General features: G+C 64.5%; 12 protein-coding genes. 10 read left to right on the top strand and 2 right to left on the bottom strand.

Annotated elements, in window-relative coordinates:
- The 4 genes from EN879_RS19280 to EN879_RS19295 form a co-directional block, all read left to right on the top strand.
- Positions 1-377 (top strand): GNAT family N-acetyltransferase (locus tag EN879_RS19280; RefSeq protein ID WP_164774468.1); only part of this gene is annotated, 377 nt, incomplete at its 5' end.
- Positions 370-792, top strand: a complete 423-nt coding sequence (locus EN879_RS19285; RefSeq protein WP_063169074.1) for a (deoxy)nucleoside triphosphate pyrophosphohydrolase — start codon at positions 370-372, stop codon at positions 790-792. The genes EN879_RS19280 and EN879_RS19285, both read left to right, overlap by 8 nt.
- A gap of 129 nt (positions 793-921) precedes the next feature.
- Positions 922-1236: a hypothetical protein gene (locus EN879_RS19290; protein WP_013529445.1), complete on the top strand. Its 315-nt coding sequence runs from the start codon at positions 922-924 to the stop codon at positions 1234-1236.
- A gap of 109 nt (positions 1237-1345) precedes the next feature.
- Positions 1346-1531, top strand: coding sequence for a Flp family type IVb pilin (locus EN879_RS19295; protein ID WP_013529446.1), 186 nt, complete (start codon positions 1346-1348; stop codon positions 1529-1531).
- 27 nt (positions 1532-1558) lie between these two features.
- On the opposite strand, the gene EN879_RS19300 is transcribed toward EN879_RS19295, so the two are convergent.
- Complete coding sequence (locus tag EN879_RS19300; protein ID WP_063169073.1) at positions 1559-2434, bottom strand: methyltransferase domain-containing protein; 876 nt, start codon at positions 2432-2434, stop codon at positions 1559-1561.
- A gap of 65 nt (positions 2435-2499) precedes the next feature.
- Between EN879_RS19300 and EN879_RS19305 the strand changes: the two genes are divergently transcribed.
- From EN879_RS19305 to EN879_RS19325, 5 genes are all read left to right on the top strand, one after another.
- Positions 2500-3300 carry a ComF family protein gene (locus EN879_RS19305; RefSeq protein ID WP_063169072.1) on the top strand — a complete coding sequence of 267 codons (801 nt, stop codon included), beginning with the start codon at positions 2500-2502 and terminating at the stop codon, positions 3298-3300.
- A gap of 27 nt (positions 3301-3327) precedes the next feature.
- Entirely contained in the window at positions 3328-3597 is a 270-nt protein-coding gene (gene grxC / locus EN879_RS19310; RefSeq protein WP_024503792.1) for a glutaredoxin 3, read from the top strand.
- Between the two features lie 10 nt (positions 3598-3607).
- Positions 3608-4474 (top strand): carbon-nitrogen hydrolase family protein, encoded by an 867-nt coding sequence (locus EN879_RS19315; protein WP_027163514.1) that lies wholly within the window; start codon positions 3608-3610, stop codon positions 4472-4474.
- Positions 4471-4896, top strand: a complete 426-nt coding sequence (locus EN879_RS19320; protein ID WP_013529451.1) for a DUF1178 family protein — start codon at positions 4471-4473, stop codon at positions 4894-4896. The genes EN879_RS19315 and EN879_RS19320 overlap by 4 nt, the downstream gene beginning before the upstream one ends.
- A 122-nt stretch (positions 4897-5018) precedes the next feature.
- Positions 5019-5573, top strand: coding sequence for a hypothetical protein (locus tag EN879_RS19325; RefSeq protein WP_164746265.1), 555 nt, complete (start codon positions 5019-5021; stop codon positions 5571-5573).
- 6 nt (positions 5574-5579) lie between these two features.
- Here EN879_RS19325 and EN879_RS19330 read toward each other — a convergent pair whose 3' ends face one another.
- Entirely contained in the window at positions 5580-6065 is a 486-nt protein-coding gene (locus EN879_RS19330; protein WP_013529453.1) for a MarR family transcriptional regulator, read from the bottom strand.
- Positions 6066-6161: 96 nt separating this feature from the next.
- On the opposite strand from EN879_RS19330, the gene EN879_RS19335 reads away from it, so the two are divergent.
- Positions 6162-6708: DMT family transporter (locus EN879_RS19335; RefSeq protein ID WP_164758635.1), on the top strand; the 547-nt coding region annotated here is incomplete at its 3' end.

The following is a 6708-nucleotide window of genomic DNA, read 5'->3' on the forward strand; positions in this document are numbered from 1 at the left end:
TCATCGGCGCGTCGCTCAAGGTCAGCGGTTCGGATGTTTCGCTGCGCCCCGGCCTGTCGGAGATCATCGGCGCCATCCAGCCCGAAGCCGGGCTGTTCGCGCTCGAAGATGGATCAGAAGCGCTGGCGACGCTGATCTGCGTGCATGACGGCGATCTCGCCGGCCTGTTCGAGGTCGCCACCGACAAGTCGGCACGCAACAGGGGCCACGGCCGCAACCTGATCCTGTCGGCACTGAAATGGGCACGGCTGCGGGGCGCACGGGAAGCCTGGCTGCAGGTCGAGGCCAACAATGTGCCGGCACTGGCGCTCTACCATTCGCTCGGCTTCGAGGAAGTCTATCGCTACCACTACCGGCGGCCGCCGGGTCATGAATGATGTCGTGACCGCCGGCAAGCGCCTGCTGCTGGTCGCCGCCTGCGCGCTGGTCGATGCCGACGGCCGGGTGCTTCTGGCGCAGCGGCCTCAGGGCAAGCAACTTGCCGGGCTGTGGGAGTTTCCCGGCGGCAAGGTCGAGCCGGGCGAGACGCCCGAACAATGCATCATTCGCGAACTGCATGAGGAAATCGGCATCGAAACCGACATCCCGTGCCTGGCGCCGCTCACTTTCGCCAGCCATTCCTACGACGATTTCCACCTGCTGATGCCGCTGTTCATCTGCCGCCGCTTTCGCGGTATCGCGCAGCCCAGGGAAGGGCAGGCGCTGAAATGGGTAAGGCCGAAGCAGATGCGCGATTATCCGATGCCGCCGGCCGATGAGCCGCTGATCCCGTTCCTCATCGATCTTCTCTGAGGCTCCCGTCCGGCCGGTTCCTGGCCGAGGCGTTGTATCAGCCAGCATTAATGGAAGATTTATCTCGTCGTGAAAAGTTGAAGCATGGCCGTTCGCGGCCGAGCGGTCGATTTGCCGGGGAGCGATAGCATGAGCCTAGACAGGGATTGGGACTCGATCCGGCCCGAGCGGGGGTTTCGCGCCGCCGATGCGGGCATGGGCATATTGCGCATAACGCTTCTGTTCGGTTCGGCCGCGGTGGCGCTGGCGCTGATCGCAACCCCTTTCCTCGACAGCCAGACACGCTCGCTGTCGGCCCGTGACGGTTTCGGCGGGCTCGACATGGCGGCCACAGGCTCGATCGGCCATCGCGAAACCTACACGCTGCGCCGCAGCGTGCTGCAGCCGCAGCCGAGCTCGGTCTGCATCATCAGGTCCAATGGCCGGAGCAGCGGCGACTGCTGACATGGTTAAGAGATTTCGCAAAGGCGGCGGTTTCACCGCCTGTTAAGCCTTTGCCGTTAACCTTTCTTAACAGGTCGGCTGTAAGGTCCCGGACAGAGGGGTTGAGGCCATGAAAGCAGTGCTGCTGGGTTTTCTGAACGACGAGACCGGCGCCACGGCCGTCGAATATGGCGTGATCATCGCCGTGCTGTCGCTGGCCATCGTCGGCGGTATCGGTGAGGTCCGCGACGGGATCATCTGGCTGTTCAGCGACAACAACAGCAAGCTTGCGAACGCTTTCGCACCCACTCCCTGATCCGGCTTTCCCGCGCCTGGGGCAGGATCATTGCCCGTCGGGCGCCTCCAGGATTGTTTTCAGCGAGACCTTGGCCGACCCTGGCTTCAGCGGTTTTTGCTGCGAAGCGTCGGGCGCCCAGCCGGACATCCAGACAATCGAGAAACTTGCCCTGACGCGGCCGTCGGGGTCGGAAAACCGCTCGGCGTAGATTTCCGCCGCGCGGGCAAACAGCTTGCGCGAGCCCGGGCGCCGGCTGCGATCGGTGAGTGCATTGGTCTCGCCCATGGCCCGCAGATCCGCGATCAGGTTGAACAGGCTGGCATAGCGCACCGTCACCGTCTCGACGTCGGCGACCGGCAGAGCGAGACCGGCGCGCTGCAGCAGCGCACCGGCATCGCGCACGTCGGTGAACGGCGCGACACGCGGGCTGGCGCCGCCGTAAAGCTCGGTCTCGGCCGCAAGCAGGCTTTCGCGCAACTCGAAAAGCGTACCGGCGCCGGCAAAGGCGCCGAGGAAAAGCCCATCCGGCCGCAACGCACGGCGGATCTGGATCAGCATGCCTGGGATGTCGTTCATGGCCTGCAGCGACAAGAGCGACACCGCCAGATCGAGGCTTTCCGACTCGAACGGCACGGTTTCGAGCGGTGCGATCAGGCCGGCATCGCCACCGCTCAGGAAAGCCGTATCCGTCTCGACGCGGACAATGTCGGCGACCTTGCCGCTTTCGGCGAGCGTTTCGGCCGCCGCCGGCGTCTGGCAAAACAGCACGGCCGCCTTGCCGAACCGGCGCTCGACGGCGCCCAGCCGTTCGGCAAGGTCCTCGGCCGTGCGGCGCATGAGGAAGTCCGCGCCGTCGACCGGACGGGCAAGCGCGCGCCGCTTGTGCGTCAGCCACAGAGAGGTATCCATTATTGGCTGCAACGGGCAGATCCTTTGTTTGTCCACGCTCCGAGATCGTTGATATAGTGGCGCGCAGGAGCAACCACGTGGCCGATCCGATGCCCAAGATCAAGTCTATCGGGATCACGAACCTGGCCCGGTCGGTTGTCGGCTGGCCGGCGCGGATGCTGTTTCCGCCGGTCTGCGCCGGTTGCCGCCGGCATGTCTCGCAACCGGGCGTGCTGTGCGGCGCCTGCTGGCCGAAGCTCAGGCTGCTGGAGCGGCCATGGTGCCCTGTCATGGGTACGCCGTTCACCCACCATATGGGCGAAGGCTTTCTGTCGGCCGAGGCGATTGCCGATCCGCCGCCTTTCGAGCGGGCGCGGGCGGCGGTCGCCTATTCCGGCGTTGCGCGCCAGATGGTGCAAGGGTTGAAATACCAGGATCGCACGGATCTGGCACCTTGGATGGCGCGCTGGATGATGCGTGCGGGTGCCGATCTCATCGCCGAGGCGGATGTGGTGGTGCCGGTGCCGCTGCACTGGCGGCGGTTTTTCAGGCGGCGCTTCAACCAGTCGGCGGAACTGGCAAGGGCGGTCTCGGCACTTAGCGGATTGCCCTTCGCCCCGTCGGCGGTGCGGCGCGTGAAACTCACCCGCCAGCAGGTCGGGCTGGAGCGCGGCGAACGCGAGGAGAATGTGCGGGCCGCGTTCCGGGTGCCTGCCGAGGCGGAAATCGAGATCGCCGGCCGCAGGGTGCTTTTGATCGACGATGTCTACACCACCGGCGCCACGGTGCGTTCCGACACCAAGGCGCTGAAAAGGGGAGGTGCGGCCGCCGTCGACGTGCTGACCTTTGCGCGTGTGTTGCCGGGGGACTTTCGGGCGGACGAGTCCGCGACTATATAAGTCGGCAACGAACAGCGGAAATTCGTCATGACCGATGTCACGATCTACACCCGCATGATGTGCGGCTATTGCACGGCAGCCAAGCGGCTGCTCGAGCGCAAGGGCGTCGCCTTTACCGAGCACGATGCCTCCTTCTCGCCGGAATTGCGCCAGGAGATGATCTCCCGGGCGCATGGCCGCACGACCTTTCCGCAGATTTTCATCGGCGATACGCATGTCGGCGGCTGTGACGACCTCCACGAGCTGGAGGCCGAAGGCCGGCTGGACAAATTGCTCGCCAACGGCGCGACGAATTGAGGGAATGACGATGGGTGTTTTCAAGGCCGCTGCGATCCAGATGCGTTCGGGCGAGAGCCCCGAGCGCAACGCCGTCGATCTCGAACGGCTGGTGCGTGAAGCAGCCAGCCTAGGTGCCACCTACATCCAGACGCCGGAAATGACCGGGGCGCTGATCCGCGACAAGGAAGCTCGCGCCGCATCGTTCACGTCGGAGGACAAGGACATCGTCGTCGCGACCGCGCGCAGGCTGGCCAAGGAGCTCGGCATCTTCCTGCATATCGGCTCGACCGCCATTCTGCGCGCCGACGGCAAGCTCGCCAACCGGGCGCTGCTGTTCGGGCCGGATGGTGCTGCGCTCGCCGCCTACGACAAGATCCACATGTTCGACGTCGATCTCGACAATGGCGAGAGCTGGCGTGAGTCCGCCGCCTATGAACCGGGAACCGAGGCCGTCGTCACCGACATCGAGGGTGCAAAGCTCGGCTTCGCCGTTTGCTACGATCTGCGCTTTCCGCAACTCTTCCGCGCCGAGGCGTTGGCCGGCGCAGACCTGCTTTCCGTACCGGCTGCCTTCACCCGCCAGACCGGCGAGGCGCACTGGCACGTGCTGCTCAGGGCCCGCGCCATCGAGAACGGCGCCTATGTCGTCGCCGCCGCGCAAGGCGGCTTGCATGAAGACGGCCGCGAGACTTACGGCCATTCGCTGATCGTCGATCCGTGGGGCCGGATCATTGCGGAAGCCGCGCATGACGAACCGGCGGTGATCGTCGCCGAGATCGACCCGGCGCAGTCGCTTGCCGCGCGCAAGAAGATCCCCAATCTCAGGAATGCGCGGGATTTCGCCGTCAATGCCGGCTCGGGCGAGGCGCCGCGGCTCAGGGGTGCAGCCTCTTGATCCGTTTTGCCCTGATCTGCGAGCACGAGCACGAATTCGAAGGCTGGTTCCGCAGCAACGACGATTTCGACACCCAGAAGAAGCGCGGCTTCGTCGATTGCCCGAGCTGCGGTTCGCACAAGGTGCAGAAAGCACTGATGGCGCCGGCCGTCTCCACGGCGCGCAAGCAGGAAACCATAGCGCTGGCCATGGGCGAGGCGCAGAAGCAGGCTTTGGCGCAGCTCAAGGCGATGGCCGAGAAGGTGCGCGAGAATGCCGATTATGTCGGCGACAAGTTCGCCGAGGAAGCGCGAAAGATCCATTTCGGCGAGAGCGACCCGCGTGGCATCTATGGCGAGGCGACGCTGGACGAAGCCAAGAGCCTGGTCGAGGACGGCGTCGAGTTCATGCCGATCCCGGTGTTTCCGGACGACCGCAACTGAGTTCCGAGGGAGCTTTGCGCGACCCAGAAGCGATTGAGCCGCGACGCAGCATAAGAGCCGTCGTTGGCCGATTGGCCCGCTGGGGCGCCGTCAAGCTTAGCGGTACCCGAACGATCGACGGGTTGCTCATCATCAGCGACAAGGGCACCGACAAGATCGTCGAGGCGCTTCAGCTTATTCGTGATTTTGATCCAGTGCGCTACAGACGGCTGCTTGGTGACGTAAGACAGGTATTTGTCACAACCCTTCCTGCTTCCGTCGCGCAATGGGCAAACTCTTCCAAGGCATGCGAATTGGACGAGCGCCATATCATCAGCGAAAGGACGACGCCGGAATTGGTCGCTTCGATTATCGTCCATGAAGCCACCCACGCGCGGCTTATGCGATGTGGTATCGGCTACGAAGAGGCGCTGCGGGATCGCGTGGAGCAGGTCTGTCTGCGTCGAGAAATAGCCTTTGCGGCCAGATTGCCGACCGGAAAGGGCCGGAGCCAGCAAGCCGAAGCGACACTCGAGGCCATGCCGGACTTTTCCGACAAGGCGATGAGTGAGCGCTATCTCAGCGGTTTGCGGGATGCTCTGCTCTACCTCAACATGCCGACCCGGCTTGTCGACCTCACCGTATCATACCGCCGCTGGAAACACCGGCGCCGGTTCTCGCCGCAGCCTACGAACTGACCCGGCTTAGCTCACGCTCCCGATCAATTTCTCAAGCAGCCGAGAGAGCGTCTCCCGTTCGGCCGGTGTCAGGCCGGAAAGAATCTCATGCTCGTTGGCAACATGGGCGGCAATAGCCTCATCGATCAACGCGAGACCCTTTTCGGTCAGCCGCACGACAATGCCGCGCCGATCGTTGGGGTGCGGCCCGCGCAGGATCAATCCGGACGTTTCGAGCCGGTCGAGCCGGTTGGTCATGGCGCCTGACGTCACCATCGTCGCTTCATAGAGGGCGGTCGGCGTCAGGGCGTAGGGTGATCCAGAGCGGCGCAGCGTTGCCAGCACGTCGAATTCCCCGGACTGCAATCCATAACGGGCAAACAACGGCGCCAGGCGCTCGCGGGCGATCAGCGAGGCGGCCTCGTTCAGCCGCCCGAGCACACCCATCGGCGAGACGTCCAGATCGGGTCGTTCCCGCTTCCATTGCTCGATCGCCCGTGCTGCCCTGTCCAACTGTCTCACCATCATTTATCTTGACGTTAAGAATCTTTCCGTTATCTTACTGCAAGATGCAATGCCGGCCAAGAGCCGCGCTACAGGATTCGGTCAATGAAGCTTCTCTGGGATTCGGCGCTCGGCCTGCTGGTCGTCACCGGCGGCCTGCTCGGCCTGACGCTGCCGTTCGGCAAGCTCGCCACGGCTGCCGGCGTGCCGGCCATGGTCTGGGCCTTCGTCATCTCGCTCGGCGCCGGCGGGGTCTTGCTGTGCATGCTCTTGGCTCGCGGCAAGCGGGTCCGGCTCACCGCGCACAAATTGCGCTATTTCTTCGTCACCGCCGCGGTGTCCTATGCTGTCCCCAATCTCCTGATGTTCTCGGCCATCCCGCATCTGGGCGCCGGCTACACCGGCATCATGTTCACGCTGTCGCCGGTCATCACGCTGGTGTTCTCGATCCTGCTGCGTGTCCGGCGCCCCAACATGCTGGGCATTGCCGGCATCGCCGTCGGCTTCGTCGGCGCCGTCATGGTCGCGGTGACGCGCGGCGAGGCCGGCCAGCCGGCCGATTTGTTCTGGGTGGCGATGGGGTTGCTCATCCCGGTCAGCCTTGCCGCCGGCAACATCTATCGCACGGTCGACTGGCCGGACGGTACCGGCC

This window comes from Mesorhizobium sp. M7A.F.Ca.AU.002.02.1.1 (genome assembly GCF_003998535.1).
GTDB lineage: Bacteria > Pseudomonadota > Alphaproteobacteria > Rhizobiales > Rhizobiaceae > Mesorhizobium > Mesorhizobium ciceri.

Bases quoted from the DNA above. Each gene is read 5' to 3' on its own strand.
- EN879_RS19285 (WP_063169074.1), top strand. From the start codon at position 370: ATGAATGATGTCGTGACCGCCGGCAAGCGCCTGCTGCTGGTCGCCGCC.
- EN879_RS19290 (WP_013529445.1), top strand. From the start codon at position 922: ATGAGCCTAGACAGGGATTGGGACTCGATCCGGCCCGAGCGGGGGTTT.
- EN879_RS19295 (WP_013529446.1), top strand. From the start codon at position 1,346: ATGAAAGCAGTGCTGCTGGGTTTTCTGAACGACGAGACCGGCGCCACG.
- EN879_RS19315 (WP_027163514.1), top strand. From the start codon at position 3,608: ATGGGTGTTTTCAAGGCCGCTGCGATCCAGATGCGTTCGGGCGAGAGC.
- grxC (WP_024503792.1), top strand. From the start codon at position 3,328: ATGACCGATGTCACGATCTACACCCGCATGATGTGCGGCTATTGCACG.